This window comes from Mesorhizobium sp. M0904 (assembly GCF_040319475.1).
Classification (GTDB): Bacteria; Pseudomonadota; Alphaproteobacteria; order Rhizobiales; family Rhizobiaceae; genus Mesorhizobium.
Map to the genome: position 1 here is coordinate 78687 of NZ_JAMYOC010000012.1, position 25285 is coordinate 103971.

Sequence of the window (25285 nt, forward strand, 5' to 3'; positions counted from 1 at the left end):
AACAAAGGCAGATGACATCGGCTGGCAGGCGCCCTATGTCTGCGGCAATAAAGGGAGAGATGCGATGCCGGTCGAGATCGAACAATTCATGTGCCGCAGCGACAATTTCGGCGTGCTGGTGCACGACCCGAAAAGCGGCCAGACGGCGCTCATCGATGCGCCCGAGGAGGCGCCCATCCTGGCGGCGATCAAGCGCACCGGCTGGACCCCGACGATGATCCTGACCACCCACCACCATCTCGACCATGTCGAGGCCAATCTGGCGCTGAAGGAGCGTTTCAAGCTGCGCATTGTCGGTCCGGAAGCCGAAAAGGCAAAGATTCCCGGCATCGACGAAACCGTCGAACAGGGCTCGGTTGTCCGCCTCGGCGACGAGCGGATCGAGGTCATCGCCACGCCCGGCCACACTGCGGGCCATGTCACCTATCATCTGCCGGCGTCGAAAGTGGCATTCGCCGCCGACACGCTGTTTGCGCTCGGCTGCGGGCGGCTGCTCGAATGCAAGCCGCCGGTGATGTACGAATCCCTGAAGAAGCTCGCGGCGCTGCCGGCCGACACGGTCGTCTATTGCGGCCATGAATATACGCTGGCCAACGCCCGTTTCGCGCTGACCGTCGACCCGACCAATTCGGCGCTGAAAGAGCGCGCCGCGAAAGTCGATGCGTTGCGCGCCGACGGCAAGCCGACGCTGCCGACGACGATCGGCGAGGAACTGTCGACCAATCCGTTCCTGCGCTGGCACGATCCGGCGATCCGCAGACATCTCGGCCTGGAGAAGGCCTCCGACGCCGAAGTGTTCGCCGAGATCCGCAAGCGCAAGGACAATTTCTGAGCGGCGCCAGGAGCTAGGGTCATGACCAGTTCCGCCGAAATCATCGCTCTGCTCGGCCTGAAGCCGCATCCGGAAGGCGGCTGGTATGCCGAGACCTTTCGCGACGGCGCGGCAGGCACGCGCGGCCATTCGACGGCGATCTATTTCCTCCTCGAGAAGGACCAATTGTCGGCCTGGCACCGGGTCAAGGACGCGGCCGAGGTCTGGCATTTCTATGACGGTGCGCCGCTGGCGCTGTCGATACATCGAGAAGGCGGTCCCGGCATCGAGGAGATCCTCGGTACCGGGCTCGCTGCAGGCGAGCGGCCGCAGATCGTCGTGCCGGCAGGCTGGTGGCAGTCGGCACGCAGCCTCGGCGAATGGACCCTGGTCGGCTGCACTGTGGCGCCGGGTTTCGATTTCGCCGCCTTCGAACTTGCCGAACCAGGCTGGCTGCCGGGAACCCCATAGGCACCTAGCCCAGCAGGAAACCCAGCGTGATCGCCAGCTGGCCGACGTAATACAGCGCCCATGCCGCATGGCGCACCCAAATGCGGTGCGGCGAGATGGCGGGCAGCAGGAACTTTTCCGCGGCATGCAGCCCGTCGGACAGGATGAGCAGGACGATGCCGCCAATGACCCCGACGCTGTTCAGGGTGAGCGCCGCAATGCCCATGGCAAGCAGTGCCGCGGCATGCACGCCAATCGGCAAACGCAAGGCGGGGCCGACGCGGCGCCGGAGCGCGAAAACCATCGCCAACACCAACACGGCCATCGCCAGCACGATCGCTGCTCGCCACGGCTCGGCCAAAAGCAGCCCGAGGCCGCCGCCGGCACGCAGGAACAGCACGACGTAAAGCACGTGCGCGGCAAGAAAACTGGTTGCGCCGCCAAGAAATGCCTTCTCGCCGTCGCGCGACAGGAGGGCGTCGCCGACGGCGCTGACGCCGAGTGCGGCGACGAGCAGCCATGGACCGCCCTGCTGCACGACCAGCACCGCAAGCATCGCCACCGCCAACGTCCTTGCCGCCGACCGCGAAAGGCGCGGCGGCATGCCGAGGCTGAACGCGTAAATCACCGCCGCCGCCAGCGAAAACACCAGCGTCGCATTGGCATTGGCATCGATGCCGCCGGGAAACGGCATCAAGCGTTTGCCTCGCTCGTAGCCCTCTTGCGCAGGAACAGCGATTTCGCCGCGAGTGCCGCGCCGCCGGTGATCAGCACGCAGGCGGCGAGGATGCGCCATGACGGCTGGGCGAAGCCGGCGGCGATCAGCACCAGGGTGGACAGCAGCGGCGCGGCATAGCTCGCCGCCCCCAGCACCTGGATGTTGCCGCGCTTGACGCCGATGTCCCAGGCATAGAACGCCGCCCCCACCGGCATCAGACCGAGGCCGAGCACGGCCAGCCACTGGCCGGCGCCGGCGGGCAGCACCGTCTGTTCAAGCAATAGGTGGCAGACCAGCGAAAGGACCGCGGTGGCGGCGCAGAACCAGGTAACGATGCTGGTCGGCACCGACGGGAAGCGCCGCGACAACAGCGAATAGGACGACCACAGCACCGCACAGACGCCGGCCATGGCGTAGCCGAAGGCATAACGCGCGTCGAAGGCAAGCCCGCCACCTTTGGTGACGATCAGGACCGTGCCGGCAAGGCCGAGCAGCGCGCCGGCGACGTGATTCCAGGCCAGCCGCTCGCCCGGCATCAGCGCCGACCCCAGCACGATCAGCAGCGGCCACAGATAGGCGATCAGGCTGGCCTCGACGGCCGGCGCATTGCGCAGCGCGGTGAAGTAGAAGAAGTGGTAGCCGAACAGGCCGGCAATGCCGATCACCCAGACCTGGCGCGGTATCTTCGCGGCGCCATCGGCTGCCGGCATCAACAGCCGGGCAACCAGCCCGACGCAAGTGCCGATCGTAAAGGTGATTGCCGAAAGCAGGAACGGCGGCACGGCGCCCGAAGCATCCGTAAGCAGCGCCAGCAGCGCCCACATGGCGACCGCGGAGAAGCCGATCAGTGTTGCGCGCGCCATACCCGTCGCCCCGTGCCCCGTTGGCGGCGCACCATCACGCCTATTCGTTTGCTTCGAACCGCTCCGCGCTGATCGTCAACGGACCGATTTGCGTGCTGACCGTGGCGCGGATCGGCGCATATACGCCGCTTTGGCCGACTGGTGCAAACGTCACCATGATGCGGCTGCGTTTCTTCAGGTAGTTCAGCGCTTTGCGGTTCTTGCGGTAACCGGCCACCGGCTCGAAGCCCAGCCTGCAAGTGACCGTATCGCCCTTGTAGCCGGCCACCGAAATCGACCCTTTGGACTCGTAGGTCAATTTGAGATCGGCCCGCATTTCGCCGTCATAGAGCTTCACCGTGCGCCCGCAGACCTGGTCGAGGCTGTCGGCATGGATGACGGTCGCGGCCATGGGGTCGAGGACCGATACGAGATCGCTGCCGGCCAGCGGTATCCAGTTGTTGGGATTGCGCTTCTTCGGCTCAGGCACGACCTTGGTCGAGGTGACGACGCCGTTGGCAAACCGGATGTCGATCATCGATGCCTTCTTGCCGGAGGTGTAGTCGGCGTGGAACGCTTGCGGCTGCAACCGCTTGCCCGAAATCTTGCCCTTCGACGAGATCGTACCTCGCGTATCGTCGAACAAAGTGGCGAGGCCGGCAGCGGAGACGCTGCCCTCGATCGAATAGGTGTCGCCCTCGTAATGGCTGGAGAATTTCGCTTTGGCCACGGAAAGGCCGAGGAACGATACCGAATACTCGCCCGTGAAGGATTGCGGCTCAGCGGCCGAAACCGTCGTCGACAGCGCGACGGCCATCAGCACGACCAGGGCATGGAGGAAAGAACGAGGCATGGCGGGTCCTTGGTTGTCGACCGGACGGGCGGCTCCGGTCTGGCATGTCCCTGTGCGACCGCTTATAGGCTGAATTCCGGCCTTAATGTGAAAGGCGGCGTCGGCAGGGAACGCTGGGGAGGGTCCAGGGCCAGAAAAAAACCCGCCTCGGCGGGCGGGTCGTCGGTGCGAATCAGCACCATACCTAAATTAGTAGCATAGCTGCCGGCACAAAGCAAGAACAAAATGCGGCCATCGACGAATTTGCGGATCTGCCTCGGCCCGGATGAGGGAAAGGGTTGCGGCTTCACTCCGGCTTGGGCTCCTCGCCCCACGAAAGTGGGGAGAGCGCAACCATCATGCGGTGGGCGAGGAACCCAGGTCTTGAGAGAACTGCGGGACAGCAATATCTCCTCCAGAAGAGGGCGATCAGCAGCTTCACTGACGACACCTACTCCGAAAGTGCGATTCCCCATCCCCGAAGCAACCCCCAAGCTTGACGCCTCGGCGAAATGCAACTATGGAACGCCAACTTTTTCCATGAGGCCGCCTGACCGAAACCGCGCGCCACCCGGCGCGGGTCGAATGTTTGGCCAGGACCGAGAACCGAAGGTTAGTATCATGTCCCGCACTTGCGAACTCACTGCCAAGGCAGTCATGTCCGGCAACAATGTGAGCCACGCCAACAACAAGACCAAGCGTCGCTTCCTGCCCAATCTCGTCAATGTGACGCTGATCTCGGAAGCGCTGAACCAGAATGTGCGCCTGCGCATTTCGGCCAACGCGCTGCGTTCGGTCGAGCATCGCGGCGGTCTCGATGCCTTCCTGGCCAAGGCCGATGCCAAGGAATTGTCGCAGCGCGCCCGCCTGTTGAAGAAGCAGATCGCCAAGAAGCTCGCCGAACAGCCGGCCGCCTGAGTTTTTCGGCGGCAGCCGCCTTCCAGGGCGTGACCCGGGTTCCGGATCGCGTTCCGCTGGTTCCATTACCCAGGATAAAAAAATGATCTTCCTCTCGCGGTACCTGCCCTTCGTGGCGGCCATGGCGCTCGTCGTCGTGGCCTCGAACATCCTCGTGCAGTTCCCGATGCAGGGTGCTATCGGCGGATTGTCGTTGGCCGACATCCTGACCTGGGGCGCCTTCACCTATCCGTTCTCATTCCTGGTCACCGATCTCGCCAATCGCCGTTATGGGCCGGCGGTGGCGCGCAGGATCGTCTTTATCGGCTTCATCACAGCGGTGATCTGCTCGATCGTCATCCCGCCGCTGCTGTTTCGCCACGGCCTGATCGAATTCGAGACCGCCGCCGACCGGCTGGTGCGCATTGCCGCGGCCTCGGGCGCCGCCTTCCTCACCGCGCAGTTGCTCGACGTCACCGTGTTCAACCGGTTGCGCCGGCAGAGTTGGTGGCGCGCGCCGATTGTCGGCACGCTGGTCGGCTCTGTCTTCGACACGGTGGTGTTTTTCACCGTCGCCTTTGCGGCGGCTTTCGCCTTCGCCGGACCGAACGACGGCTTTGCGTTGGAAACCGCGCCGCTGATGGGTGTGTTGCCGGTCGAGACGATGCGCTGGGTATCCTGGGCGCTCGGCGATCTCAGCGTCAAGCTGGTCATAGCGGTGGTGGCGCTGATCCCCTACCGGCTGCTTGCCGCCCGCTGGAGCCAGCCGGCACTGGCAGCATGATCCCGAAAAGTGGGAACCGGTTTTCGGACAAGATCATGCTCAAAGACTATCGAGCATGATCCCCTGGCTTCAACTGGACTCGGCAAAAACGCCTGACGGCGGACAGGAACTCCGCCTGAAGCGGCGCGGCGGCGAATTCTCGATCATGCTTGGCCCGAACGAGCTGATGAACAGCCGGCTCAGCGGTTCCGAAGAGGCGCTTGCGAAACTGTCCTGCCAAAGGATTGCCGGCCGCCGGACCCCAAACATCCTGATCGGCGGCCTCGGCATGGGCTTTACCTTGCGCGCGGCGCTGGCCGAGCTCGGCGACGGTGCGCAGGTCGCCGTTGCCGAACTGGTGCCGGCAGTCGTGATTTGGGCGCGCGGCCCGATGGCCGAGGTTTTCGACGGCTGCCTTGATGACCGGCGCGTCAGCATTCGCGAGGCCGATGTCGGTCAGCTCATCCGTTCGGAAGCATCGACCTGGGACGCGATCCTGCTCGATGTCGACAATGGCCCCGAGGGCATCGTCTACAAGGCCAACGATGCGCTCTACAGCGCAGCCGGCCTGATCAGCGCGAGAGCAGCTCTCAAGCCCGGCGGTGTGCTGGCGGTCTGGTCGCAGGGCCCTGACGCAGGTTTCACCCGAAGGCTCAAGCAGGGCGGCTTCACGGTCGAGGAGGTCAAGGTGCGGGCTCACGGCAAGCGCGGCGCCCGGCACATCGTCTGGCTCGCGACCAAGGGGCAATAGGCCACCTCGCAATCCGGGCGGGCCTTGTGGTCGCCGCCCGCCACGCCGACGAACCTCTACTTCGCCTTCTGAAGCTCGGCGGCGAGCGCCTGCAGCAGCCCGCGTGTGCCCTCCTCGCGCCCTTGCGCTGAATCGACGCCATCGAAGAACGCACCCTGTTCGGTATAGGTCAGGCGGGTGCCCTCGCCGGAAGGTGCAAGCTCGACCGTGGTGAGCGACGCCGACAGCGGCTGCGCCCCGACCGCCATCCGGTATGAAAATACGATGCGCCGGTCAGGGACGATGTCCTGGAACTGCGCATCGAGCCTGATCTCCGGGCCGCCCTGGTAGCTGAACCGCGAAACCTCGCCACCGCCGACACGGAAATCGAAGGTGAATTCGGCGATGGTGAACCCGTCGCCTTCGGCGCGCCAGCGCCGCACCGTCGCCTTGTCGGCAAAGGCGAAGAAGACGCTCTCGGGCGATTGCGGATAGGTCCGCTCGATCGTGAAGGTCGAATGGATGACGGAGTGCTCGTCGTTAACCGGGGCAATCTGGTTCATTTCTTGTCGTCCTTTTCCTGCTCGTGGAGTGTTGCTTTCGGTTGGTCAGTCTCCGCCAGGATCTGGCCGAGACGGTCGAGCTGGCGTTCGGCGGGCGTACGGCGCGCGGCGATCCAGTCGGCGAGCGGGGCTAGCCCGCCGGGCTCGATCCGGCAGGTGCGCACGCGTCCGACCTTCTCGCTGCGGATCAGCCCGCACGCTTCCAGCGCCTGGAGGTGCTGGAGCACGGCGGCGAAGGTCATGCCGAACGGCTCCGCCAACTGGCTGACGGTGGCCGGCCCGCGGCTCAGCCTTTCCAGGATTGCCCGGCGCGTCGGCTCGGCAAGAGCCCGCAGGATGCTGTCGATCTCGGAATACTTAAGCATGGACTTGAGTATTTCGCCGATGACACCAACTGTCAAGTCACGACTAAAGTATTTTTGCAAATGGTGAGAGCCGGCTGGAAAACCCGCGACGCGGGTCATTGCCAGAGAAAATCGCCAGGCGAAATTGCAAGGGAAATTGCCTGCGCTGCAAAACGGCGCGGAAACGCCAGCGATGCTGTCAGCCAGCAGGCCGGTCGCGCGTCAATCCTCGTGCAGCACAAATTCCAGGTAAAGATTGCGCTGCAGGATCGAGTGGTTGTCATCGGACATCAGCGACACGATCAGCGCGCCATCGTCGCGGGTCCAGACGTCGAGCGCTTCCATATTGTCGATCTGGTAGCCCATGTCGGCTTCGAGCAGCACCGGCCCGTCGGCGACGGCGCCCTTCTCGACGCCTTCGCCATAGATGCGCCGCAGCCGCATCTTGACGCCGCCGGCCATCGAAAAACTGCGCTCCAGAAGCAACAGGTCGCCGTCCGGCAGGAAGGCGCCGTCGGTGATGTCGAAATCGCCATTGCGCTTGACGGTGAAGACGCCCTTGTGCGGCCCTTCGATGATCGCGGCAAAGATGTTGCCGGCCTTGTCGAGGCTCTTTTCCGACACCACGACCAGTCCGCCCGCGTGCTGCCCGTTGGGACTGGCGCGGGTGACGGTCTCAAAGCCGCGATTGCGGCGAAGTTCCCAGGCTGGGATCAGGAAGTCCAATTGCCTGAACGGCACCTTCATGCCGTCCGGATCGATCTTGAACTCTGCGATACGGTGATCGCCCTCGAAACCGACCGTGGCAATACCGTCCTTGACCGCGAGGCCTTCGGCATCGACCGCCCATTTCTCGTCGATCGGCTGGCCGGCCGCATCGACCATCTGCTGCATGCGAAAATTCTGGATGCCGGAAGGCCGCTTCTCGGCATCGTGGACGAGGGTGCCGAAGAACCAGAAGCCGGTGTCGGCAACGCCGATGAAATCGCTGCCGGGCTTGAGGAACCGAAGCGCCGAGAGCGCGCCGAAATCGCGCGTCGACGAGGTCATTTCGAGCCCGCCGACGAATTCGAGCGGCCCGAACTGTTTGTCCGGCCGGCCGATATGGAATTCGCTGATCGGCCGTGCCGAGATTTCGGCCGGCTCGACCGAGGCCAGGCCGGCAGCGATAGCCGGCGCCAAACTGATGCCTAACAACGCACTGGCGGCCAAAAGCTTCTGCCAAAAGCCGCCGCGGGAAAAAATCATCCGGCGCGCCGCATGCCGCCGCGCCGCGTGTCCCGCACGGTTTCCTCGGCGAACAGCGAGGCCAGCTGCTCGGTCATGGCGCCGGCCAGTTCTTCGGCATCGACGATGGTGACGGCGCGGCGATAGTAGCGGGTGACGTCGTGGCCGATGCCGATGGCCAAAAGCTCGACAGGCGAGCGCGTCTCGATGAGCTCGATGATGGCGCGCAGATGCCGCTCGAGATAATTGCCCGAATTGACCGACAGCGTCGAATCGTCGACCGGCGCCCCGTCCGAGATCATCATCAGGATCTTGCGCTGCTCCGGCCGCGCGATCAGCCGGTTGTGCGCCCACAGCAGCGCCTCGCCGTCGATGTTTTCCTTGAGCAGGCCCTCGCGCATCATCAGCCCGAGATTGCGGCGCGCCCGCCGCCACGGGTGGTCGGCGGATTTGTAGATGATGTGGCGCAGATCGTTGAGCCGGCCGGGGTTCGGCGGTTTGCCTTCCTTCAGCCATTTCTCGCGCGCCTGCCCGCCCTTCCAGGCGCGGGTGGTGAAGCCGAGGATTTCGACCGAGACGCCGCAGCGTTCCAGCGTGCGCGCCAGGATGTCGGCGCAGGTCGCGGCGACCGTGATCGGCCGGCCGCGCATCGAACCCGAATTATCGAGCACCAGCGACACCACCGTGTCGCGGAATTTGGTATCGCGCTCCTGCTTGAAGGACAGAGGCTGCATCGGGTCGATGACGACGCGCACCAGCCGTGCCGGATCGAGATAGCCTTCTTCGAGGTCGAAATCCCAGGAGCGGTTCTGCTGCGCCATCAGGCGGCGCTGCAGCCGGTTGGCCAGCCGCCCGACGACGCCGGAAAGGTTGGCGAGCTGCTTGTCGAGGAAGGCGCGCAGCCGGTCGAGCTCCTCCTCCTCGCACAGTTCCTCCGCACCAACGGTCTCGTCGAAGGCCGTGGTGAAGACCTTGTAGTCGATCTCTTTCGGCAGATTGGTGAAGGGATTGTCGTTGCGGCGCGCCTCGCCGGGCGTCTCCGCATCGGCGTCGTCATCGTCGGAGAGATCCTCGGCGGTGGCGTCGGAGGCTTCCGTCTCGGCCGATTGCTCGTCGTCCGACGATGCCTCGGTATCCTCGGACTGCGACTGCTCGGAGCCCGAATCGTCTTCGCCGCCCTCCTCGCTCTGCTCCTCGCCTTGCGGCTGGTTTTCGTCGTTGTCCTCGGAGTCTTCCGTCTCCTGGTCGTCGCCGAGCTCCTCCGCCATTTCCATGGAGGCGAGCATCTCGCGCACGACGCGGGCGAACGCCTGCTGGTCGTCGAGCTTTGCCGACAGCCCGTCCAGATCGGCACTGGCTTTTTCCTCGACCCAGGGGCGCCAGAGATCGACCAGCCGTTCGCCGCTCTTCGGCACAGTGCGGCCGGTCAGCTTTTCGCGCACCATCAGCGCCAGCGCCTCCTCGATCGGCGCGTCGGCCTTGTCCTTGACGTCGGCGAGGTTGGCCCTGGCGTATTTGTCCTCGAGCATCGAGCCGATATTGTCGGCAACGCCCTGCATGGCGCGGCTGCCGATCGCCTCGACCCGGGCCTGCTCGACCGCGTCGTAGATGGCGCGGGCCTGTTTGCCTTCCGGCGCCAGCCTGGTGTGGATGCGCGTATCATGGCAGGCGCGCTTCAGCGCCATGGAATCGCCGAGCCCGCGGGTAATGGCGATATCCGCCTTCGATGCCTTCTTCGGCAGTTCGGGCAGCCGGGCGCGACTGCCGGCCAGCGCCGGCCGGTCCTTGGCGAAACCGACCTCGAGATCCTTGTCGCCGGCGATGGCGCGCATGCAGACGGTAACCGCGCGCTTGAAGCTGTCGGCCTCAGCGCCGGTCTTGGATTTGTTTCGTGTGTTGTCGCCCGGACCCGCCATCGAGACTCTGCTTAGCCCAGCACCACATTCGCCGCCGATTCCGGCAAATCTTCGCCGAAGGCGCGCTGGTAGAACTCGGCGACCAGCGAGCGTTCCAGCTCGTCGCATTTATTGAGGAAGGTCAGCCGGAACGCCATGCCGATATTGCCGAAGATTTCGGCATTCTCGGCCCAGGTGATAACCGTGCGCGGGCTCATAACCGTCGACAAATCGCCGTTGATGAAGGCCGAGCGCGTCATGTCGGCGACACGAACCATCTTGTTGACGATCTCCTTGCCCTTGCCGTCGCGATAATGCTTGGCCTTGGCCAGCACGATGTTCACTTCATTGTCGTGCGGCAAATAGTTCAGCGTAGTGACGATCGACCAGCGGTCCATCTGCGCCTGGTTGATCTGCTGGGTGCCGTGGTAGAGGCCTGTGGTGTCGCCGAGCCCGACCGTATTCGCGGTCGAAAACAGCCGGAAGGCCGGATGCGGGCGGATAACCCGGCTCTGGTCGAGCAGCGTCAGCCGGCCCGACGATTCCAGCACGCGCTGGATGACGAACATCACGTCCGGGCGGCCGGCATCGTACTCGTCGAAGCACAGCGCGACATTGTGCTGATAGGCCCAGGGCAGGATGCCGTCGCGGAATTCGGTGATCTGCAGCCCTTCCTTGACGACGATGGCATCCTTGCCGACGAGATCGATACGGCTGACATGGCTGTCGAGGTTGACACGCACGCAAGGCCAGTTGAGGCGGGCGGCGACCTGCTCGATATGCGTCGACTTGCCGGTGCCGTGATAGCCCGACACCATGACGCGGCGGTTATAGGCAAAGCCGGCGAGGATCGCCATCGTCGTGTTCTTGTCGAACAGGTAGTCCGGATCGATGTCGGGCACATGCTCGCTCGTCACCGAATAGGCCGGCACCACCATCTTGGAGTCGAAGCCGAATGTCTCCTTCACCGACACCGTGGTGTCGGGCAAGTTGGCGATGTCGCGATCGACCTTGTTCATCTCTATCACGTCTCCACAAGCGAAACGCCGCGTTTCGCTGGTAATCGATTTTGTTCGGGGGCGGTCTTAGAGCCTTTTCCAACCCTATGAAAGTTGGAAAGCGACACGAACCGTAAGGTCGCTCAGCACAAACCTGCCTGCTTGAGCACGCGATACGCCTGGAGCACATCGCGGAACCGGTCTTCCGAACCTCTGTCGCCGCCATTCGCATCCGGATGGTGGCGTTTCACAAGTTCCTTATAGCGCGCCTTGATATCCTTGCCACTTGCCTTTGTATCAAGGCCAAGCGTTTCCAGTGCCTTGGCCTCAAGCGGCTTGGCCTTGCGCTCGCGTGCTTCGCGCGGGTCCTTCGGGCCTTTGAACAGGTCGAAGGGATCGCGCATGCGATTGTAGTAGCCGGCACGGCCGGAACGCGCCTGGGCGAAGTCGGGCGAGGAGCGTGTCGAGGCGCCGTTGACGCCCATTTTCCAGGTCGGCCGGTGGCCGGTCATGGCTTCCTTCTGGAAGCGCGCGATCTCGGTGTCGGGAACGCCCGAGAAATAATTGAAGCCCTTGTTGTACTCGCGCACATGGTCGAAGCAGAACTGGAAATACTCGCCTTCCTTCATCCGCCCGACCGGGGCGCGGTGGGTACCGGCCTCCTTGCAGCCATCCCATTGGCAGATCGGCGAACGCGACTTCAGCTCCGCGTCCTTCTCCGGGCGGATGCGAATCTTCTCGAAATATTTTGGGTACGGCTTCATCTCACCCATTTATGGGCCGTTCGCGGATGCGAAACAAGAATTGACATTTTCGCGATGATCGCCCTAACCGCTGAATCGCGGCATAAAACCGGCGAATGGCGAATTTGTGCGATGACATAGATGTGGTGAAGGGAAGCGACGATGTCCATACAGGCAACGATGGAAGATAAGCTGAAAAAGGCGTTTTCGCCGGAACGGCTGGACGTCATCAACGAAAGCCATCTCCATGCCGGTCATCATCACGCGGATTCCGGCCATCACGCTGCCTTCGACGGCGCCGGCGAGACGCATTTCCGCATCCGCATCGTCGCGCCAGCCTTTGCCGGCATGAGCCGCGTCGAGCGTCACCGTGCAGTCAACGATCTCCTGGCCGAAGAGTTGAAATCCGGCGTCCACGCCCTGGCGATCGAGCCGGCAGCGCCCGGTGAAACGACGCGCTGGTGACTCAGCCGAGGCTCGCCCTCAGGAAAGCTATCACCGCCGCTGTCAATGCATCGCCTTCGGTGCCGAAGTCGCGATTGATCGACATGTGCGAATAGGCGCTGCCGTCGAACAGCGTGACCCTGGTTCCGGTGGCGCGCAGACGCCCGGCGAAGGCCTGCGCGTCCGCCGCGCGGGCTTTCGCCCGTGAATGGGCGATAAAGGTCGGCGGGTGCTTGCGGCCTTCCACATAGGTGACAGGCGACAGCGCGCGCCACTGCGCCGGATCGGGAAAGGCGCGGGCATAGACCCCTGCCATGCCGCCGCTCCTGGCCAATGCCTCCAGGTCGTAAGCCCTGGTGTCGTCGAGGATCAGCGCCGCGACCCCGGGCAGGCCGCCGCGCAGGCCGGTCAATGCGACGAGATGGCAGCCGGCCGAATGGCCCATCGCGACGATCCGGTCCGGATCGCCGCCATGCCTGGCGATGTTGGCGCGGACGTAGCGATAGGCCAGTTCGACATCCGCCGCCTGGGTGGCGACGTCGGCCTCGGGCAGCATCCGGTAGTCGATCGAGACGAAGCAGAAGCCATTGTCGAGCAGGAATTGCGGCTTGGCATTGACGTTGCCACGACTGCCGACCCGCCAGGCGCCGCCATGGACGAAGAAGACGACCGGCAGGCCGCTTGCGCCGTCGCGGGAATAGATGTCGAGCTTGGCCGGCCCATAGTCGAAGGTTTCGGGCGACGGCGAACGCAGCTGCAATGCCGCCGCCTGCCCCGGCAACAGCGCCGCCATCGACACCAGAAGCAGGCTTCGCCGATCGATTGTCATCCGCTCCTGACCGCCCTCAGGTGCCGCAAGATGCGCGCTGTCATTCGCCAAGCATCGCCGGCTTGATCCTCAGCCGCGCGATACGGTTCTTGTCGCGCTTCATGACGACGAAGCGCTTGCCGTGAAACGTAAAGGCCTGCTTTTCGTCCGGGATCGACTGCGCCTCGTGAATGACAAGGCCGGCAATGGTGGTGGCTTCCTCGTCCGGCAGGTTCCAGTCGAGCGCCCGGTTAAGGTCGCGGATCGGCACCGTGCCGTCGACGACGACGGAGCCGTCGGCCTCCTGCTTGACGCCCTGGATGTCGATGTCGTGCTCGTCGGCGATCTCGCCGACGATCTCCTCGATGATGTCCTCCAGCGTCACCAGCCCTTCGACCTCGCCATATTCGTCGACGACGATGGCGAAATGCGCCTTGCGGCGCAGGAAGGCGTTGAGCTGCTCCTGCAGCGTCGTGGTGTCGGGCACGAACCACGGTTTGGACGCGATCTTCATCACGTCGATCCGGGAGAAATCGTTGCCGACCTCGTTCAGCGCGCGCAGCAGATCCTTCGCGTGCAGCACGCCGACAATGTTGTCGAGCGAACCCTTCCACAACGGCATGCGGGTGTGCGGGCTCTGCAGGATCTCGCGAACCACCGCTTCGGGCGGGTCATCGGCATTGACCGAGCGCATATTCGTGCGGTGGACCATGACGTCCGACACTTCGAGCTCCTCGAGGTCGAACAGGCCGCCGATGCGGGCGCGGTCCTCGCGCACCACCTGGCCGTCGCGGCGGAAATCGTCGACGGCGCCGCGCAGTTCCTCGCGCGCCGAGCGCTGCGGCTCGATGCGCTGCAGCTCATAGCCGAAGGCGGCGAGCAGGTGCCGGCGCAAGACGAAGCCCAGCAGGCCGAGGCCGGCGAGCACTGCAGCCGCGATCCAGCCGGCCTGACTCATCCCGGGCGGCTTTCCTGCCGGCCCGGATGGTTCTCCCTGAGGAACGCCAGTACTTCCGAGGCCGGCACATCCCTGGCGATGAAGGCCTGTCCGACGCCGCGCGTCAGGATGAAGGTCAGCGCGCCGCGCGACACCTTCTTGTCCTGGGTGATGAAGGAGAACAGCTGCTCGGCGTCGGGCAATTCGCCCGGAATGTCGGCCATGCGCCAGGGCAGGCCGACAGCGCGAAGATGCGCCTCGACGCGTGCCGCATCGTCGGGGCTCGCCAAATTGAGCCTTGACGAAAAGCGGTGCGCCAGCGCCATGCCGATGGCGACGCCTTCGCCATGCACGAGCCTTGCGCCGTCATAGCCGGTCGCCGCCTCCAGCGCATGGCCGAAGGTGTGGCCGAGATTGAGCAGGGCGCGGTCGCCGGTCTCGAACTCGTCGCGGGCAACGACGTCGGCCTTGGCACGACAGGCCTCGGCGATGGCGGCAGCCCGCTCCGGCCCGCCGGCAAACACTTGGCGCCAGTTTTCTTCCAGCCAGGCGAAGAACTCCGGCCGGTCGATCAGCCCGTATTTGGCCAGTTCGGCATAGCCGGCGCGAAACTCGCGGATCGGCAGCGTGTCGAGCACTTCGGTATCGGCCAGCACCAGCTTGGGCTGGTGGAACACCCCGACGAGGTTCTTGCCGCGCTTGCTGTTGATGCCGGTCTTGCCGCCGACGGAGGAATCGACCTGCGCCAGCAGCGAGGTCGGAACCTGCACGAAATTCATGCCGCGCCGTGCGATGCCGGCGGCAAAGCCGGCCAGGTCGCCGATGACGCCGCCGCCGAGCGCGATGACGACGTCGCCGCGCTCCAGCTTGGCGGCCAGCACGCCGTCGACCACCTCTTCGAGATGCGCAAAGCTCTTGGTCTTTTCGCCTGGCGGCAGCGTGATGACGGCATGTTGGATGCCACCGCTTGCCAGGCCGGCCGCAAGCGTTGCGAGATGCGCGGCTGCGACGTTTTCGTCGGTGACGACCGCCGCCCTTGTGCCCGGCAGGCGCCGCGAAATCTCGGCGCCGGCGCGTGACAGCAGGCCGGGGCCGATCAAAATGTCGTAGGCACGCTCGCCAAGCCCGACTTCGACAGAGACCGTTGCATCGGCGCTCACGTCCGCACCTCGTCAATGTCGGCAACGCCGAGATGGCCGCGCAGCGCGTCCACCACCTCGGCGGCAATGATCTCCTTGCGGTCGTCGCGGGTCGGCACGGTGACATCGGCCGCGGCGTAAACCGGGTAGCGTTCCGCCATCAGCCGTTCCAGCACGGCGCGCGGATCGGCGCTTTTCAGCAGCGGCCGGTTCTGCTTCTTGGAAACGCGCTCCATCAACAGATCGATTTCGGCCTTCAGCCATACCGAAACGCCATGGCTGGCGATCGCCTCGCGCGTCTGCGCGTTCATGAAGGCGCCGCCGCCTGTCGACAGCACCTGCGGCCCGTGCTCCAGCACACGCAGGATGACGCGCTGCTCCAGTGCCCGGAACTCCGCCTCGCCATAGCGCTCGAACAGGTCCGGGACGCTCATGCGCGAAACAGTTTCGATCTCCTGATCGCTGTCGATGAAGGGCAGCGCCAGCATCGCCGCCACCTTGCGGCCGATGGCCGTCTTGCCGGCGCCCATCAGCCCGACAAAGACGATGGAACGGCCGCCCAGCCGGCCGAGCAGCGCGGCATGGCTCTCGCCCGGAGGATTTGCTGGTAGCGCGTTCATGCTTCTAGGGCCTCTTTGCCGGCGTATCGACATCAAAAGCCTGTTTGCGTCAAGCGTAACGCACCCAGGACCGGATATGGCTTCTCCCTTGAATTGCCCGGATTGGCATCTCATAAGGGCACAGGGTTGGAAATGCAGAATAAGACGACGGGCGAAAATTAATGCCAACACTGTTTCGCTTTGTCGTGACGCTCGCGATTCTGGCCGGCATTGTCTATGGCGCGATGTTCGCCTTGGTCATGTTCGTCGAGCCGAGAAAGGCGGAAATGAGCGTGCGTATCCCTCCGGAAAAGCTCAATCCGAAAAAATGAACAGCGCCGCCCGCATCGAAGCCTTCCTGGAAATGATGAGCGCCGAGCGCGGCGCCGCCGAAAACACGCTTTCGTCCTATCGCCGCGACCTCGAGGACGCTTCCGCCGGGATCGCCGGCGGACTTGCCGGTGCCACCAGCGCCGACATCCGTGCCTATCTCGACGACATCGCCGCGCGCGGCTTTGCCGCCACCTCGCAGGCGCGCAAATTGTCGGCGATTCGGCAGTTCTTCAAGTTCCTCTATGCCGAGGGCCTGCGCGGCGACGATCCGACCGGCACGCTGGACAGCCCGAAGAAGGGCCGGCCGCTGCCGAAGACGATGAGCGAAGCCGATACCGGCCGGCTGCTCGACCGCGCCGCGCAAGAGGTGAAGGACCCCTCCATGCATGACGGCGACACGCTCGCGGCGCTGCGCCTCCACGCACTGGTCGAGGTGCTCTACGCCACCGGCTTGCGCGTTTCCGAGCTGGTCGGGCTTCCTGTGACGGTGGCGCAGCGCGACGACCGCTTCTTCATGGTGCGCGGCAAGGGCAACAAGGAGCGCATGGTGCCGCTGTCGGCCAAGGCGCGCACGGCGATGCGGACCTGGCTTGCCGCACGGGCGGCGGTGCCGGCTCTTGCCGACAGCCCGTTCCTGTTTCCGGCCGCCGCCGACAGCGGCTATCTCTCGAGACAGGTCTTTGCCCGCGAGCTGAAAGCGCTTGCCGCGCGGGCCGGCATTGCCGCGGCGAAGATATCGCCGCATGTGCTGCGGCATGCTTTCGCCAGCCATCTGCTGCAGAACGGCGCCGATCTCAGGGCCGTGCAGCAGCTGCTCGGCCACGCCGATATTTCAACGACGCAGATCTACACGCATGTGCTGGAGGAGCGGCTGATGCGTCTGGTCAACGATCATCATCCGCTTGCCGACTAGGCGTCATGTCGCTATGTGAGAACGACGTTCCACCGCGCCCAGCCTGCATTTTCAGGCTTGCGTCAGTCATTGCCTTCCGACTTGCCGGTCCGCCCAAGAATGTACAATTACCTCGATTTCGAAAAGCCTGTACAGGATCTCGAAGGCAAGATCCTCGAGCTGAAGAAGCTTGCCGAGAACGGCGAGGCGGTCGATGTCGGCGATGAGATCGCCCGTCTCGAGAAGCGCTCGCGCGATGCGCTGCGCGACGCCTACAAGGCGCTGACGCCGTGGCAGAAGGTGCAGGTGGCGCGCCATCCGGACAGGCCGCACTGCATCGACTACATCAAGGGCCTGCTTACCGATTTCACGCCGCTCGCCGGCGACCGCAACTTCGGCGAGGACCAGGCGATCGTCGGCGGCTTCGCCCGCTTCCGTGGCGAGCCGGTGGCGATCATCGGCCAGGAGAAGGGCTCCGACACGGCAAGCCGGCTGAAGCATAATTTCGGCTCGGTGCGGCCGGAGGGCTACCGCAAGGCGGTGCGGCTGATGGAACTCGCCGACCGTTTCCAAATCCCGCTGCTGACGCTGGTCGATACTGCCGGCGCCTATCCCGGCGTCAACGCCGAAGAGCGCGGCCAGGCGGAGGCCATCGCCCGCTCGACTTCGGCCTGCCTTGGCCTGAAGGTGCCGTCGATCTCGGTGGTGATCGGCGAAGGCGGCTCGGGCGGCGCCATAGCGATCGCCACTGCCAACCGCGTCTACATGCTCGAACACGCCATCTATTCGGTGATCTCGCCGGAGGGCGCCGCCTCGATCCTGTGGCGCGACACCACGCGATCCAGGGATGCCGCGACCAACATGAAAATCACGGCGCAGGACCTGCTGGAGCTGAAGATCATCGACGCCATCATTGCCGAGCCGCTCGGCGGCGCCCATCGCGCCCCTGAAACGGTGATCGCCGCCACCGGCGACCTCATCGCCAGGACGATGAAGGAATTCTCCGGCGCCAACACCGACTTCCGCGAGCATCGCCGCGAGAAATACCTGGCGATGGGCCGCAATCTGTAACCAACCCAGTCACGCGGCCTGAAATGTGGCGGCGTGAACCAGTTTCGCCACAAAAATGCCGCTGCATTCGGCTCAGTGGGCTTGCCGTAAGGGGACGCGCCGCATGCTTGCGGTAAGGAATTTTCAAGGTTAACGGGCTTAGAGTCCGTCAGTGGTCGGTTTAGCAGCTGCGGCATCCGCGGCGCAGAAATGAAGACGATAGCCATATCCATGTTTGCCAAGCTTGCCCGCACCGGAGTTCTGATCGCTGCGATCGGCGTCGCCGGCTGCAATGACGCTTCGATGAAGGATTTTGCGCCGCAAGCCAACAAGCCGCTGCCGGACAAGATCCTGGCCGAAATGAAAGCCAAGGGCATGGTCCGCACCTCCTCGGTGATGGCCCGCATCTTCAAGGAAGAAGGCAAGCTCGAAATCTGGAAGGCCAAGACCAACGGCCGCTACGACTTGGTCGCGAGCTACGACATCTGCAAATGGTCGGGCAAGCTCGGCCCGAAATTCACCGAAGGCGATCGCCAGGCGCCGGAAGGCTTTTACACGGTCCGCCCGGCACAGATGAACCCGCGGTCGAATTACCACCTGTCCTTCAATATCGGCTACCCCAACGCCTATGACCGTGCCAATGGCCGCACCGGTTCCAACCTGATGGTCCATGGCGCCTGCTCGTCGTCCGGCTGCTATTCGATGACCGACGCGCAGATCGAGCAGATTTACGCTTTCGGCCGCGACGCCTTCCAGGGCGGCCAGACCGAGTTCCAGATCCAGGCTTTTCCGTTCCGCATGACCGCCGCCAACATGGCGCGCTATCGCAACGACCCGAACTACGAATTCTGGAAGATGCTGAAGGTCGGCTACGACAATTTCGAGGTCACCAAGGTGCCGCCGAAAGTCGACGTCTGCGAGAAGCGCTACGTCTTCAACCAGGTTGCGGCCGACGGCTCGACCTTCAATCCGACCGGCGCTTGCCCTGCGACCACCCAGCCCGATTCGCTGAAGAGCGCCATCAACGCCTATCAAAGCACCTATGAGGCGGCCTTCAACGGCGCCGTCAAGGCCAGCGTGCCGGCACCCAAGCCGACCATCGCCGGGATCAAGGAAGCCAGCATCGTTTCCGACTGGTCGAAGCGGCGTGCCCGCGGCGAACGCGTTCCGATCGAGCCGCCCTCGCTCAACCCGGACGGCACGGTGGCCGAAACGGCGCGCATGGGCCGCATCGATTCGCCGGCGGGCCGCAAGATGGCGGCGCTCGACGCCGAAAAGGCTGCCAAGCAGAAGGCCGAGGAACAGCGGCTTGCCGCGATAGAAGCGGCGAAGGCAGCGAAAGCGGCAGCCAAGGCACAGGCCTTGGCCGAGAAGGAAGCTGCCAAAGCCCAGGCGCTCGCCGAAAAGGAAGCTGCCAAGACCGCCGCAGAGATGCCTGTCGCCACTGCCACCGTAGCGCCATCGGACGCCGCCCCGGCAGTCGAAACGCAGGCTGCGGACGCCGAAAGCACGGCGACAAGGTTGAAGAAAAAGCTGCTCGGCATGTTTGGCGGCTGAACTTCATGCTTGAACAAGAAGATGGGGGCCAAGAAGAGAGGCCCTCAACCAGCCCCGCCGCCGTCTACGACCTCAAAGGCCTGAACTGCCCGTTGCCCGTGCTCAAGGCAAAAAAGCGCCTGGCCACAATGCAGCCGGGCAGCCGCCTGTGGCTCGAAACCACCGACCCCCTCGCCGTCATCGACATTCCCGCCTTCTGCGCCGAGAGCGGCCATCGGCTGGTCGAGACAACGGCGATGGCAGGCGGCCACCGCTTCCTGGTCGAGCGCGGCTGAGCGCGTGATCTCCCCCCTCGAGGGGGAGATGTCGCCGAAGGCGACAGAGGGGGTTGCCTCGGCTGGCGCGACGCCATGTACGACCAAAGAGAAAGTTGGCGCTTCACGCGCGGCAACCCCCTCTGGCCTGCCGGCCATCTTCCCCTCGAGGGGGGAGATCAGCCGCTTCACCGCCCGGCGATGGCCAGCGGATTGCTCTCCAGTGCCGCCCGGTCCGGCGTGTCGATCGACGGCTGGTTGGTGAAGGCGGCGAACAGCCGGCGGACATAGTCTTCCGGCATGTCGAGCGTGATCAGCACCAGCCTGGTGCCGCGCTGGCTGTCCGGCCAGGCCGGCAGTTGCACCGGCGGATGCAGGATCTTCTGCACGCCATGGATAACCAGCGGCCGCGACGGGTCTTCTGCAAGCTCGATGACGCCCTTCATCCGCAACAGGCGCTCGCCATGCGCCGAGCGCAGCAGATCGAGGAACATCTCGATTGCCGAAAACGGCACCGGCCCGTCGTGAACCAACGAATGCGAACGCACGCGGGAATCGTGCCTATGGCCATGACCATGACCATGGTGATGGTGATCGCCACCGTCATGCCCGTCGTCATGATGCCCGTCGTCATCATGCCCGCTGTGGTCATGCCGGCTATGGTCATGGTCGTCGCCGGCTTCTTCGCCCAGCCAACGCTGCACATCGACCGATTTGGTGGCCGGATTGTAGAGGCCGCAATCGAACAGAGTCGCGGCGCTTGCCTGACTCGCGTCGAGCACCACGGCGCCCGGGTTGAGCTGCCTGAGCCGCGCCCGCAACGCCTCGACATCGCCTGCATCCGTGGCCAGGTCGGCCTTGCTGAGCACGATACGGTCGGCGACCGCCACCTGCTTCACCGCCTCGACATGGGCATCGAGCGCCGCATTGCCGTTGACGGCGTCGACCAGGGTGATGACGCCGTCGAGCCGGAAGGCCTGGACCAGGGCCGGATGCGCCATGATCGACTGCAGCACGGGGGCGGGATCGGCGAGCCCGGTGGTCTCGACGACGACGCGGGCAAGCCGGTCGATGCGGCCGGTCTGCAGCCGGTCGACGAGATCGGCCAGCGTATCGACCAGCTCGCCGCGCACCGTACAGCAGAGGCAGCCATCGGAGAGCTGGATGATGCCGTCGGAGGCCTGCTCGACCAGGAGATGGTCGATCGCCACCTCGCCGAACTCGTTGATGATGACGGCGGTGTCGGCGAGCGCGGGATCCCGCAGCAGCCGGTTGAGCAGCGTCGTCTTGCCCGCACCAAGAAAGCCGGTGAGCACCGAAACGGGGATCGGGAAGCCGGCCATCAGGCTAGTTCAACGCCTTGGCCGGCTGCTGGACCTGCGCGGCGGTGGCGGATCCGGCCACAACAGGCTCGGCGCCGGACGGCGGCGCCCGGTCCGGCCGCCATGTCGGCAGCGGCACGTCGGCATATTCCTGCCCGGAGGCGTCGAGCATCGCCTTCGGCGTCGGTCCCGTGGCGCCCCCGAGGCCGACAGCGATCAGCGTCGGCACATGGTCGAGCTTTTCCTGATAGGGCGACTTCGGCACGTCCTTGCCCTTGTCGCCGACGGCGGGTGCTGCTTCCGACTGCTCCTCGGCCGGCTTCTTCTTGCAGATTTCGTCATTCATATCGTTGGCCGACATCGTGTCGCCATAGGCGGGCAGCGCCGCGACCGTCAGCCAGCTCGGCGCCGGCGTTGCAAAGCCCTGGTCGAGCAGTTTTGCCGCCGTTTCGGCGCGGGTAATGGCTGACCGTTCGCCGAGCACCACGGCGACCAGGGTGCGGCCGTTGCGGGTCGCCGAGCCAATCATGTTGAAGCCGGACGAGCAGACGAAACCCGTCTTCATGCCGTCGGCGCCCGGATAGCGGCCGATCAGGAGGTTGTAGTTGGAGATCGCCTTCTTGCCGACGGCAAGGCCTTCGATCGAGAACCAGGGGGCATATTGCGGAAATTCCTTACGGATCGCCATCACCAGCAAAGCGAGATCGCGTGCTGTCGTATATTGGTCCGGCGAATAGAGCCCGTTCGGATTGACGAAGTGCGACCCGCTCATGCCGAGCCGTTGCGCTTCGGCGTTCATGCGTTCGGCAAAGGCGGCCTGCGAACCGCCGATATTCTCGCCGACCGCCATGGCGATATCGTTGGCCGATTTGACCAGCATCATCTTCAGCGCGTTGTCGAGCCGCATCACCGAGCCCGGCTTGAAGCCCATCTTGCTCGGCGGCTCGCCCGCCGAATGTTTCGTTACCTTGATCGGCGAATCGAGCTGGACCTCGCCCGCGGCAATCGCCCGAAACGCCACATAGGCGGTCATCAGCTTGGTCAGCGATGCCGGGTACCAGCGCCTGAACGCCTCCTGGTGCTGCAGGATCTTGCCGCTGTTCAGGTCGAACAGGATGGTCGGATTGGCCAAGGCAGGCCCGGCCAGCGCCGGAAGCACCACCGCGCCCGCCACCAACAGTTTGAGGAAATGCCTGTAGCGCATCATGAAAACCGAAATAGCCTCTTGCCGCAGTCGCACCTGGCTCCGTAAGATTTCGTTACACGATCGCCAGGATAATGGTCCGGCTCTCTGTTCCCGGACCACAGTCGCGGTGCTATTTACTCTATGTGACGTCAACATGGCAAAGTGCTGCCGATCACAATGTGGAAGCAGCAGCACAATGCAAAGCAGCGTGCATGGTTGCAAGGCAGCAGGCACAATTGCAAAGCAGCAGGCCAAGACCGCCTGCTCCAACAGCGAAATGGAACCATCATGCCGATCCTGAACCGAGCCGCCGAAATGCAGGACGAGGTGGCCGGCTGGCGCCGCTATTTGCACCAGACGCCGGAGCTGAATTTCGACGTCTTCAAGACCGCCGCCTTTGTCACCGAGAAGCTGAAGGCGTTCGGCTGCGACGACATCGTGACGGGTTTGGGCAAGACCGGCGTCGTCGGCATCATCCGCGGCCGTCACGGCGAAGGCTCGACCATCGGCCTGCGCGCCGACATGGATGCCCTGCCGCTCAACGAGATCACCGGCAAATCCTATGCCTCGACGGTCCCCGGCAAGATGCACGCCTGCGGCCATGACGGCCACACCGCGATGCTGTTGGGCGCCGCCAAATACCTCGCCGAAACGCGCAATTTCGCCGGCTCGGTCGCGGTCATCTTCCAGCCGGCCGAAGAGGGCGGCGGCGGCGGCAACGAGATGGTCAAGGACGGCATGATGGAGCGCTTCGGCATCTCCAAGGTGTTCGGCATGCACAACATGCCGGGCCTGCCGGTCGGCCAGTTCGCCATCAGGCCGGGCCCGATCATGGCGGCGACCGCCGAATTCACCATCACGGTCAAGGGCCGGGGCGGTCACGCGGCGATGCCGCACGGCACCATCGATCCGATCGTCATCACCAGCCAGCTCGTCGGCGCATTGCAGACGATCGCCTCGCGCAGCACCGATCCGGTCGAGGCGGTGGTCGTCTCGGTGACGAAATTCCATGCCGGCGACGCCTACAACGTCATTCCCGAGAGCGCCGAGATCGCCGGCACGGTACGCACGCTGAAGAAGGAGATCGCCAAGAAGGCCGAAGAACGCATCCGCGCGCTTTGCCAAGGCCTGGGCGCTGCCTTCGGCGCGACAATCGAGGTCGATTACAACGCCAACTACCCCGTCACCTTCAACCATCCCGAAGAGACGGTCTTTGCCAGCGACATCGCGGCCGACGTCGCCGGCGACAGTCATGTTCACCGCGCCATCCAGCCGGTGATGGGCGGCGAGGATTTCTCCTACATGCTGGAAGCCCGGCCGGGCGCCTTCATCTTCATCGGCAATGGCGATACCGCCGGCCTGCACAACCCGGCCTATGACTTCAACGACGAGGTCATCCCGCACGGCATGAGCTATTGGGTGAAGCTGGCGGAAACGGCGCTGGCGGCGTAGCCGTTCGGCATTGGCTTACGGCCCGCTCTTCGGATCCTCGACCTCCAGCGCTTCCATGACCGGCGCCAGCTCGTTGTCGTCGGCGGGTTGCGGTTCTTCGCCTGTCCTCGCCTTCTTCAGGGCTGCCTCGATCGCCTCCTGGATATTGCCGAGTTCGTCTTCGCGAACCTCGTGGCCATAGCCGGCAGCGTCGGCATCCTGCTCGAATTGCTGCGCCAGGACGGCGACGCTCACTTCGCTCTCGGCCGGTAGATTGCCGACATTCTCCTGCAGCCAGGTTTCAAAGAACTCTTTGGTGGCGCTCATGCGGTCTCTCCTTCGGGACACTAAAGCGCGCTGGCATCCCGAAAGTTCCGCTATCTGAGCCGTCTTTGCGCCCGTTGCTGGCTGTCCCGCAATTCAGAGCGGCCAGGCGGCGATGGCGCCGCGGGGCTCGGCTGCTTACTGGCTGGCAGCAGTCGGTTCGCACGACACGTTCGGGTTCATATCGGCGAACGCGCCGGTCGGGTTGCCCTTCCAGGCCCAGACATGCAGCTCGTAGAAAGGTCCGAGGCCATAGCGGTTGGGCGCGCTGTTGAAATTGAACAGATGTCCATCGAGCGAGGCCGGGCCTTTCGAGGTGATGTATTCGACCGCGATCAGTTTTAGCGTGCCGTCGGCCATCGGCTCGTACATGACGGCTTCAGGCTTGGCGACATCGACCGCGTCGTCCTTGAGGTAGCCGGGATTGACGTAGTGGATGCCCATGGCGCCGCCGGTGATGCCGCTGGCGCAAGGAATGGGCGCATAGCCCTCGGCGGTCGCCGCCGCCACATTCTCGAAGCGGCTGTTGGCGGCGCGCACCTTGTCGGCCAGCGGATTGGGACCGGACGTGGGCGCTGCCTGATGCGCCTGCGCCAACGCAGTGCAGGCCGACAGCAGCGCCGCGGCAGCGAGGAACTTGGTGCGAAAGTTGATTGTCATAGTCGTTCCATTCTTCTTGAATAGCACAGCCCGGCCGGCCGCCGGAAGTAGGGAGGTCCGGCAGGTGGGCGCTGTGGCTGTTGTTGCTGGGAGATCCCCGCCCCGATGCGACGAATGCAGGGGGAGATCATCCCTTCGGCAAATACGGGATGGTTCCGGCCAGATCGGAATTGTCGATCAGCTGGAAACGGCTGTCGCTGCCGCCCTGACGGGCCGAAACGAAGGGTGCGTAGGCAGGATCGTCGGTAAAGGCGCGCGCCGCGGCCTCGGTCGGGAACGCCATCAAGGCAATCAGCGTGGTGTCGAGCGGCTTGCCTTCGAGCGTCTTCACATTGCCGCTGCGCGACAGATATCTGCCGCCGTGCTTGTGGACGAGGTCGTGGACCGACGCGGCATAGGCCGGCATCCACTTTGGGTCTCTCACCTTGATGTCTGCGATAACGTAAGCGGTCATGGGTCATGTCTCCTGGTCGTGCACAGGGGTATCCCGTGCAGCGGCCAAGGGGTCGCATGGCAGGGCCGGCGCCAGCCAGTCC

The 25285-nt window shown here is 64.4% G+C and carries 31 protein-coding genes; 12 read left to right on the forward strand and 19 right to left on the reverse strand.

Features of this window, described 5'->3' with window-relative positions:
• Positions 1 to 64 precede the first annotated feature (64 nt).
• Positions 65 to 832, forward strand: coding sequence for a hydroxyacylglutathione hydrolase (gene gloB, locus NKH80_RS14595; protein ID WP_352821193.1), 768 nt, complete (start codon positions 65 to 67; stop codon positions 830 to 832).
• Positions 833 to 853: 21 nt separating this feature from the next.
• A complete protein-coding gene (locus NKH80_RS14600; protein WP_352687368.1) occupies positions 854 to 1282 on the forward strand; it encodes a cupin domain-containing protein in 429 nt (142 codons plus the stop codon).
• A 4-nt stretch (positions 1283 to 1286) separates the two neighbouring features.
• On the opposite strand, the gene NKH80_RS14605 is transcribed toward NKH80_RS14600, so the two are convergent.
• The 4 genes from NKH80_RS14605 to NKH80_RS14620 form a co-directional block, all read right to left on the reverse strand.
• Positions 1287 to 1955: a lysoplasmalogenase family protein gene (locus tag NKH80_RS14605; protein WP_352737943.1), complete on the reverse strand. Its 669-nt coding sequence runs from the start codon at positions 1953 to 1955 to the stop codon at positions 1287 to 1289.
• Positions 1955 to 2842 carry an aromatic amino acid exporter YddG gene (gene yddG, locus NKH80_RS14610; RefSeq protein ID WP_254816632.1) on the reverse strand — a complete coding sequence of 296 codons (888 nt, stop codon included), beginning with the start codon at positions 2840 to 2842 and terminating at the stop codon, positions 1955 to 1957. Before yddG ends, NKH80_RS14605 begins: the two co-directional genes overlap by 1 nt.
• Positions 2843 to 2882: 40 nt before the next feature.
• Positions 2883 to 3674, reverse strand: coding sequence for a DUF3108 domain-containing protein (locus NKH80_RS14615; protein ID WP_352649297.1), 792 nt, complete (start codon positions 3672 to 3674; stop codon positions 2883 to 2885).
• 62 nt (positions 3675 to 3736) lie between these two features.
• Entirely contained in the window at positions 3737 to 3964 is a 228-nt protein-coding gene (locus NKH80_RS14620; protein ID WP_352687362.1) for a hypothetical protein, read from the reverse strand.
• A gap of 310 nt (positions 3965 to 4274) precedes the next feature.
• On the opposite strand from NKH80_RS14620, the gene rpmB reads away from it, so the two are divergent.
• From rpmB to NKH80_RS14635, 3 genes are all read left to right on the forward strand, one after another.
• Positions 4275 to 4571 (forward strand): 50S ribosomal protein L28, encoded by a 297-nt coding sequence (rpmB, locus tag NKH80_RS14625; RefSeq protein ID WP_006328411.1) that lies wholly within the window; start codon positions 4275 to 4277, stop codon positions 4569 to 4571.
• An 82-nt stretch (positions 4572 to 4653) separates the two neighbouring features.
• Positions 4654 to 5334 carry a queuosine precursor transporter gene (locus tag NKH80_RS14630; protein ID WP_352992125.1) on the forward strand — a complete coding sequence of 227 codons (681 nt, stop codon included), beginning with the start codon at positions 4654 to 4656 and terminating at the stop codon, positions 5332 to 5334.
• 55 nt (positions 5335 to 5389) lie between these two features.
• Positions 5390 to 6064, forward strand: coding sequence for a polyamine aminopropyltransferase (locus NKH80_RS14635; protein WP_352687360.1), 675 nt, complete (start codon positions 5390 to 5392; stop codon positions 6062 to 6064).
• A 56-nt stretch (positions 6065 to 6120) separates the two neighbouring features.
• Here the strand turns inward: NKH80_RS14635 and NKH80_RS14640 are convergent, their stop codons facing one another.
• From NKH80_RS14640 to NKH80_RS14665, 6 genes are all read right to left on the reverse strand, one after another.
• Complete coding sequence (locus NKH80_RS14640) at positions 6121 to 6606, reverse strand: SRPBCC family protein (protein ID WP_352992127.1); 486 nt, start codon at positions 6604 to 6606, stop codon at positions 6121 to 6123.
• Positions 6603 to 6971, reverse strand: a complete 369-nt coding sequence (locus tag NKH80_RS14645; protein ID WP_352687410.1) for an ArsR/SmtB family transcription factor — start codon at positions 6969 to 6971, stop codon at positions 6603 to 6605. Before NKH80_RS14645 ends, NKH80_RS14640 begins: the two co-directional genes overlap by 4 nt.
• A gap of 201 nt (positions 6972 to 7172) precedes the next feature.
• The gene (locus tag NKH80_RS14650) at positions 7173 to 8198 is read right to left on the reverse strand and encodes an esterase-like activity of phytase family protein (RefSeq protein ID WP_352880639.1); all 1026 of its coding nucleotides are present in this window, start codon (positions 8196 to 8198) and stop codon (positions 7173 to 7175) included.
• Positions 8195 to 10093 (reverse strand): cobaltochelatase subunit CobT, encoded by a 1899-nt coding sequence (cobT, locus tag NKH80_RS14655; RefSeq protein WP_352992130.1) that lies wholly within the window; start codon positions 10091 to 10093, stop codon positions 8195 to 8197. Before cobT ends, NKH80_RS14650 begins: the two co-directional genes overlap by 4 nt.
• Positions 10094 to 10104: 11 nt before the next feature.
• The gene (gene cobS / locus NKH80_RS14660) at positions 10105 to 11091 is read right to left on the reverse strand and encodes a cobaltochelatase subunit CobS (protein WP_352505069.1); all 987 of its coding nucleotides are present in this window, start codon (positions 11089 to 11091) and stop codon (positions 10105 to 10107) included.
• A 122-nt stretch (positions 11092 to 11213) separates the two neighbouring features.
• Complete coding sequence (locus NKH80_RS14665; protein WP_254816626.1) at positions 11214 to 11843, reverse strand: J domain-containing protein; 630 nt, start codon at positions 11841 to 11843, stop codon at positions 11214 to 11216.
• A gap of 132 nt (positions 11844 to 11975) precedes the next feature.
• Here NKH80_RS14665 and NKH80_RS14670 point away from each other — a divergent pair, with 132 nt between their 5' ends.
• Positions 11976 to 12278: a BolA family protein gene (locus tag NKH80_RS14670; RefSeq protein ID WP_352992132.1), complete on the forward strand. Its 303-nt coding sequence runs from the start codon at positions 11976 to 11978 to the stop codon at positions 12276 to 12278.
• Position 12279: 1 nt separating this feature from the next.
• Here the strand turns inward: NKH80_RS14670 and NKH80_RS14675 are convergent, their stop codons facing one another.
• The 4 genes from NKH80_RS14675 to NKH80_RS14690 are packed head-to-tail and all read right to left on the reverse strand — an operon-like array spanning position 12280 to position 15761.
• Positions 12280 to 13086 (reverse strand): alpha/beta hydrolase, encoded by an 807-nt coding sequence (locus NKH80_RS14675; protein ID WP_352992134.1) that lies wholly within the window; start codon positions 13084 to 13086, stop codon positions 12280 to 12282.
• 40 nt (positions 13087 to 13126) lie between these two features.
• The gene (locus NKH80_RS14680) at positions 13127 to 14023 is read right to left on the reverse strand and encodes an HlyC/CorC family transporter (protein ID WP_352476244.1); all 897 of its coding nucleotides are present in this window, start codon (positions 14021 to 14023) and stop codon (positions 13127 to 13129) included.
• Positions 14020 to 15162, reverse strand: coding sequence for a 3-dehydroquinate synthase (gene aroB, locus NKH80_RS14685; RefSeq protein ID WP_352476243.1), 1143 nt, complete (start codon positions 15160 to 15162; stop codon positions 14020 to 14022). Before aroB ends, NKH80_RS14680 begins: the two co-directional genes overlap by 4 nt.
• Positions 15159 to 15761, reverse strand: a complete 603-nt coding sequence (locus tag NKH80_RS14690; RefSeq protein ID WP_352777827.1) for a shikimate kinase — start codon at positions 15759 to 15761, stop codon at positions 15159 to 15161. The genes aroB and NKH80_RS14690 overlap by 4 nt, the downstream gene beginning before the upstream one ends.
• A gap of 161 nt (positions 15762 to 15922) precedes the next feature.
• On the opposite strand from NKH80_RS14690, the gene NKH80_RS14695 reads away from it, so the two are divergent.
• The 5 genes from NKH80_RS14695 (at position 15923) to NKH80_RS14715 (ending at position 19847) form a co-directional block, all read left to right on the forward strand.
• Positions 15923 to 16072, forward strand: a complete 150-nt coding sequence (locus tag NKH80_RS14695; protein ID WP_023677884.1) for a hypothetical protein — start codon at positions 15923 to 15925, stop codon at positions 16070 to 16072.
• Complete coding sequence (locus NKH80_RS14700) at positions 16069 to 16986, forward strand: site-specific tyrosine recombinase XerD (protein WP_352992136.1); 918 nt, start codon at positions 16069 to 16071, stop codon at positions 16984 to 16986. Before NKH80_RS14695 ends, NKH80_RS14700 begins: the two co-directional genes overlap by 4 nt.
• A 99-nt stretch (positions 16987 to 17085) precedes the next feature.
• Entirely contained in the window at positions 17086 to 18036 is a 951-nt protein-coding gene (locus NKH80_RS14705) for an acetyl-CoA carboxylase carboxyltransferase subunit alpha (protein ID WP_254816618.1), read from the forward strand.
• Between the two features lie 210 nt (positions 18037 to 18246).
• Positions 18247 to 19572 carry a L,D-transpeptidase family protein gene (locus NKH80_RS14710; RefSeq protein WP_352505155.1) on the forward strand — a complete coding sequence of 442 codons (1326 nt, stop codon included), beginning with the start codon at positions 18247 to 18249 and terminating at the stop codon, positions 19570 to 19572.
• A gap of 5 nt (positions 19573 to 19577) precedes the next feature.
• Positions 19578 to 19847, forward strand: coding sequence for a sulfurtransferase TusA family protein (locus NKH80_RS14715; RefSeq protein WP_352992138.1), 270 nt, complete (start codon positions 19578 to 19580; stop codon positions 19845 to 19847).
• A 167-nt stretch (positions 19848 to 20014) separates the two neighbouring features.
• Here the strand turns inward: NKH80_RS14715 and NKH80_RS14720 are convergent, their stop codons facing one another.
• Together NKH80_RS14720 and NKH80_RS14725 are read right to left on the reverse strand one after the other, a co-directional pair.
• A complete protein-coding gene (locus tag NKH80_RS14720; protein WP_352880660.1) occupies positions 20015 to 21169 on the reverse strand; it encodes a CobW family GTP-binding protein in 1155 nt (384 codons plus the stop codon).
• A gap of 4 nt (positions 21170 to 21173) precedes the next feature.
• Positions 21174 to 22352 carry a D-alanyl-D-alanine carboxypeptidase family protein gene (locus NKH80_RS14725; RefSeq protein WP_352880773.1) on the reverse strand — a complete coding sequence of 393 codons (1179 nt, stop codon included), beginning with the start codon at positions 22350 to 22352 and terminating at the stop codon, positions 21174 to 21176.
• Between the two features lie 270 nt (positions 22353 to 22622).
• On the opposite strand from NKH80_RS14725, the gene NKH80_RS14730 reads away from it, so the two are divergent.
• Positions 22623 to 23786: a M20 aminoacylase family protein gene (locus NKH80_RS14730; protein ID WP_352880662.1), complete on the forward strand. Its 1164-nt coding sequence runs from the start codon at positions 22623 to 22625 to the stop codon at positions 23784 to 23786.
• A 15-nt stretch (positions 23787 to 23801) separates the two neighbouring features.
• Here the strand turns inward: NKH80_RS14730 and NKH80_RS14735 are convergent, their stop codons facing one another.
• The 3 genes from NKH80_RS14735 to NKH80_RS14745 form a co-directional block, all read right to left on the reverse strand.
• Positions 23802 to 24092: a hypothetical protein gene (locus tag NKH80_RS14735; protein ID WP_352468681.1), complete on the reverse strand. Its 291-nt coding sequence runs from the start codon at positions 24090 to 24092 to the stop codon at positions 23802 to 23804.
• 135 nt (positions 24093 to 24227) lie between these two features.
• Positions 24228 to 24749, reverse strand: a complete 522-nt coding sequence (locus NKH80_RS14740) for a hypothetical protein (protein ID WP_352880665.1) — start codon at positions 24747 to 24749, stop codon at positions 24228 to 24230.
• A gap of 127 nt (positions 24750 to 24876) precedes the next feature.
• Positions 24877 to 25203: a DUF1330 domain-containing protein gene (locus NKH80_RS14745; RefSeq protein WP_023677873.1), complete on the reverse strand. Its 327-nt coding sequence runs from the start codon at positions 25201 to 25203 to the stop codon at positions 24877 to 24879.
• Positions 25204 to 25285 lie beyond the last annotated feature (82 nt).

Excerpts from the sequence above, each read along its gene's own strand:
- gloB (WP_352821193.1), top strand. The coding sequence starts at position 65 with ATGCCGGTCGAGATCGAACAATTCATGTGCCGCAGCGACAATTTCGGC.
- NKH80_RS14600 (WP_352687368.1), top strand. The coding sequence starts at position 854 with ATGACCAGTTCCGCCGAAATCATCGCTCTGCTCGGCCTGAAGCCGCAT.
- NKH80_RS14605 (WP_352737943.1), bottom strand. The coding sequence starts at position 1,955 with ATGCCGTTTCCCGGCGGCATCGATGCCAATGCCAATGCGACGCTGGTG.
- yddG (WP_254816632.1), bottom strand. The coding sequence starts at position 2,842 with ATGGCGCGCGCAACACTGATCGGCTTCTCCGCGGTCGCCATGTGGGCG.
- NKH80_RS14615 (WP_352649297.1), bottom strand. The coding sequence starts at position 3,674 with ATGCCTCGTTCTTTCCTCCATGCCCTGGTCGTGCTGATGGCCGTCGCG.
- rpmB (WP_006328411.1), top strand. The coding sequence starts at position 4,275 with ATGTCCCGCACTTGCGAACTCACTGCCAAGGCAGTCATGTCCGGCAAC.
- NKH80_RS14630 (WP_352992125.1), top strand. The coding sequence starts at position 4,654 with ATGATCTTCCTCTCGCGGTACCTGCCCTTCGTGGCGGCCATGGCGCTC.
- NKH80_RS14635 (WP_352687360.1), top strand. The coding sequence starts at position 5,390 with ATGATCCCCTGGCTTCAACTGGACTCGGCAAAAACGCCTGACGGCGGA.
- NKH80_RS14640 (WP_352992127.1), bottom strand. The coding sequence starts at position 6,606 with ATGAACCAGATTGCCCCGGTTAACGACGAGCACTCCGTCATCCATTCG.
- NKH80_RS14645 (WP_352687410.1), bottom strand. The coding sequence starts at position 6,971 with ATGCTTAAGTATTCCGAGATCGACAGCATCCTGCGGGCTCTTGCCGAG.
- NKH80_RS14650 (WP_352880639.1), bottom strand. The coding sequence starts at position 8,198 with ATGATTTTTTCCCGCGGCGGCTTTTGGCAGAAGCTTTTGGCCGCCAGT.
- cobT (WP_352992130.1), bottom strand. The coding sequence starts at position 10,093 with ATGGCGGGTCCGGGCGACAACACACGAAACAAATCCAAGACCGGCGCT.
- cobS (WP_352505069.1), bottom strand. The coding sequence starts at position 11,091 with ATGAACAAGGTCGATCGCGACATCGCCAACTTGCCCGACACCACGGTG.
- NKH80_RS14665 (WP_254816626.1), bottom strand. The coding sequence starts at position 11,843 with ATGGGTGAGATGAAGCCGTACCCAAAATATTTCGAGAAGATTCGCATC.
- NKH80_RS14670 (WP_352992132.1), top strand. The coding sequence starts at position 11,976 with ATGTCCATACAGGCAACGATGGAAGATAAGCTGAAAAAGGCGTTTTCG.
- NKH80_RS14675 (WP_352992134.1), bottom strand. The coding sequence starts at position 13,086 with ATGACAATCGATCGGCGAAGCCTGCTTCTGGTGTCGATGGCGGCGCTG.
- NKH80_RS14680 (WP_352476244.1), bottom strand. The coding sequence starts at position 14,023 with ATGAGTCAGGCCGGCTGGATCGCGGCTGCAGTGCTCGCCGGCCTCGGC.
- NKH80_RS14690 (WP_352777827.1), bottom strand. The coding sequence starts at position 15,761 with ATGAACGCGCTACCAGCAAATCCTCCGGGCGAGAGCCATGCCGCGCTG.
- NKH80_RS14695 (WP_023677884.1), top strand. The coding sequence starts at position 15,923 with ATGCCAACACTGTTTCGCTTTGTCGTGACGCTCGCGATTCTGGCCGGC.
- NKH80_RS14700 (WP_352992136.1), top strand. The coding sequence starts at position 16,069 with ATGAACAGCGCCGCCCGCATCGAAGCCTTCCTGGAAATGATGAGCGCC.
- NKH80_RS14705 (WP_254816618.1), top strand. The coding sequence starts at position 17,086 with ATGTACAATTACCTCGATTTCGAAAAGCCTGTACAGGATCTCGAAGGC.
- NKH80_RS14710 (WP_352505155.1), top strand. The coding sequence starts at position 18,247 with ATGTTTGCCAAGCTTGCCCGCACCGGAGTTCTGATCGCTGCGATCGGC.
- NKH80_RS14715 (WP_352992138.1), top strand. The coding sequence starts at position 19,578 with ATGCTTGAACAAGAAGATGGGGGCCAAGAAGAGAGGCCCTCAACCAGC.
- NKH80_RS14720 (WP_352880660.1), bottom strand. The coding sequence starts at position 21,169 with ATGGCCGGCTTCCCGATCCCCGTTTCGGTGCTCACCGGCTTTCTTGGT.
- NKH80_RS14725 (WP_352880773.1), bottom strand. The coding sequence starts at position 22,352 with ATGCGCTACAGGCATTTCCTCAAACTGTTGGTGGCGGGCGCGGTGGTG.
- NKH80_RS14730 (WP_352880662.1), top strand. The coding sequence starts at position 22,623 with ATGCCGATCCTGAACCGAGCCGCCGAAATGCAGGACGAGGTGGCCGGC.
- NKH80_RS14735 (WP_352468681.1), bottom strand. The coding sequence starts at position 24,092 with ATGAGCGCCACCAAAGAGTTCTTTGAAACCTGGCTGCAGGAGAATGTC.
- NKH80_RS14740 (WP_352880665.1), bottom strand. The coding sequence starts at position 24,749 with ATGACAATCAACTTTCGCACCAAGTTCCTCGCTGCCGCGGCGCTGCTG.
- NKH80_RS14745 (WP_023677873.1), bottom strand. The coding sequence starts at position 25,203 with ATGACCGCTTACGTTATCGCAGACATCAAGGTGAGAGACCCAAAGTGG.